This is a genomic window from Effusibacillus sp. SKA8, from assembly GCF_058273125.1.
This window is the reverse complement of sequence record NZ_JBZCSF010000034.1, coordinates 1-1798: the sequence shown is the minus strand read 5'-3', so window position 1 is coordinate 1798 and position 1798 is coordinate 1. Positions and strand designations below refer to the sequence as shown.

The window sequence follows — 1798 nt, the reverse complement described above, 5'->3', positions numbered from 1 at the left end:
GGCGCCTTCTTTCACATATCTTTCAGCAATCGCTCGCCCCAGACCAGCCGTCGCACCTGTGATAATGGCTACTTTTCCTGCTAATACTCCCATTTAATTCCCTCCTGCCACGAACTTCTGTGAATATACCTACTATGAACCCTTGATGAAACTTGCCGGCGGCCTGCGAAGCTTGGACCACGATTCCAATGTTTCCTGCATACTTCTCCATACTTTCGTGGGTGAATCTGGATCTAATACTGCCTGTTCGGCAATAAATTCAAATCGGTTGCCCCCAGGTTCCATGAAATAGGCGTACAGATTTGGCCCGATGGGATGACGTCCAGGCCCCAATTCTACATCGATGCCAAACTGGGCGAGAACATCACATGCCACTTTAATCTGTTCAATATTTGACATGGTCCATGCAACATGATGGAGGGTTTCGCTTGGTTTTTTCGTGATAGTCGACGCAACGTCGTGATGATAACCGCGAAATCTCATGAATGTCATCATCCATTTCCCATTCATCTCTGGGTCGACAATGTCAGAAATCCTAAAATCCAGCAACTCTGTCAGAAATTCTGTATCTTTGCGCACATCCAGCGACATCAAATTAATGTGGTCAATATTAAGGGGAGCAGCGGCCACATTTCGTGGATATGCCGGTTTCGCAGGGTTGATATAACGATTGTCTTTTACAAGAACGAGCTCCATGGGAATCCCGCTTGGTAAATTAAATCGAATACCTTTTTCCTGTCCCGGTTCCGTCTCATCTTGTCTTTCTACCTTTACTCCATTCCCCCTCAACTTTTTGTCATACTTCATCAGTTCCTCTTCGTTATCGACACGAACCGCAAAGTGAGCAACCCCTGTACCGCCTTCTCTAACAGCAAGGTCATAATTTTCATCGTAGCCGCATCCTAAGTACACAACCCCATCCTCTCTGCCAATCTCCACCAATCCCATGGCATTCTTGTAAAAGTCTATAGCCTTTACCATATCGTTGACGCGTATTTCGACATGTTCAAACCGTTGAGCTTTGGGCAGACCCATATGTCATCCCCCTTATTCTTCGTCCGAACCAAAAGGATCCTCGAGAAACCTTGACAATTCTGTTGGTTTAGCCAAGGTTAGAGCTTCCAATTGCATAGCGTCCAGAACAACTCTTGACCCTATTTTCCTAGAAAAAATTTCCAATCTTTCCCCGTTCCTAGTAAATACTTTTCGTACTTCAACGCCTGTAAATTCATTGGAAATCCGAATGGTCAGTTGTCTGTTTTCCATAATTTCCGATCATCACCCAACGTGTGGATTTAGATGAAAATGGCAAAGTTATTTGTCGCTACCGTACTCTGATCCAAATAGACTACCCGTTTAGCCAGTTTCCAGTTTCCGTCAACTTTCCTTAACACATCATGACGTTCAGCCGAGAGCAGATCAAAGGTAGGGTTGTCGAATTTGTTTCGATATACCAGTACATTTGAAACCACTTTTACTTCGTCTTCTCGTTCTGTCTGCCTCACCCGAACATTCGTAATGAAATGTCTGGTCCGAGAGGGCGGATCTTCCGCCCAGTTATACTCCGAGTAGGCCCGGGCAATCCTCATTTCCATGGAACCCAATGTCTCATTCATATGATAGGCAGTGGAACTAAACTCCGAACCTGCCGCTCGTTCCCGCGTAAACCTCACCGGGATTTGGTAGACAAAATCTTCTGTAAAAAGGGCGAACCATTCGTTAAACAATCCGTTATCTAAAAGCTCCGCTTCTTGATTCAAAAAATCGACATATTCCATATACTGAGAACGATCCATTA

3 protein-coding genes are annotated in these 1798 nt (G+C 44.9%); all 3 read right to left on the bottom strand.

The window, feature by feature from the left end:
• Window positions 1-93 (bottom strand): SDR family NAD(P)-dependent oxidoreductase (locus tag AC4ED1_RS14550; protein WP_490939854.1); only part of this gene is annotated, 93 nt, incomplete at its 3' end.
• Window positions 94-132: 39 nt separating this feature from the next.
• The gene (locus AC4ED1_RS14545; protein ID WP_490939852.1) at window positions 133-1035 is read right to left on the bottom strand and encodes a VOC family protein; all 903 of its coding nucleotides are present in this window, start codon (window positions 1033-1035) and stop codon (window positions 133-135) included.
• Window positions 1036-1295: 260 nt separating this feature from the next.
• A partial coding sequence (locus tag AC4ED1_RS14540; RefSeq protein ID WP_490939850.1) for an aromatic-ring-hydroxylating dioxygenase subunit beta occupies window positions 1296-1798 on the bottom strand: 503 nt, incomplete at its 5' end.